This is a genomic window from Paraburkholderia sp. SIMBA_027, from assembly GCF_046535315.1.
Lineage (GTDB): Bacteria > Pseudomonadota > Gammaproteobacteria > Burkholderiales > Burkholderiaceae > Paraburkholderia > Paraburkholderia tropica.
Genome location: NZ_JAWRWY010000298.1, coordinates 1 through 307 on the forward strand (window position 1 = coordinate 1; position 307 = coordinate 307).

At 65.8% G+C, this 307-nt stretch carries 1 pseudogene; it reads right to left on the reverse strand.

Annotated features, from left to right (window positions below):
• Positions 1-307: pseudogene (locus SB764_RS39165) on the reverse strand (chemotaxis protein CheA); the annotation flags it as partial.

Below are 307 nucleotides of genomic sequence, written 5' to 3' on the forward strand. Positions count from 1 at the left end.
CTCTTGACCCGCCCGACGATGTTCCCCAGGTTGCCGAGCTCTTCGGCCAGCAGTTCCTGGTCCTTCTCGTCCACGCCCCGGAGCGTAATTTTCAGATGAGGGCCGGCGCTTTCGTTTGCATCGCCGGTTCCCGCGGCTTGCCCGGTCTGTGCCGGTTCGCCGTCAGTCCATTCACCCGCCGCCTGCACCGCCTGGTCGACGACGTGCTCCGGCGGGGTGCCGCCTTGTACTGCTGCCGGTGGTTCTATCGGTGCGGCTTGTACTGCTTGTACTGCTGGCGCTGCCGCTGATGCCGTTGCAACTGCCG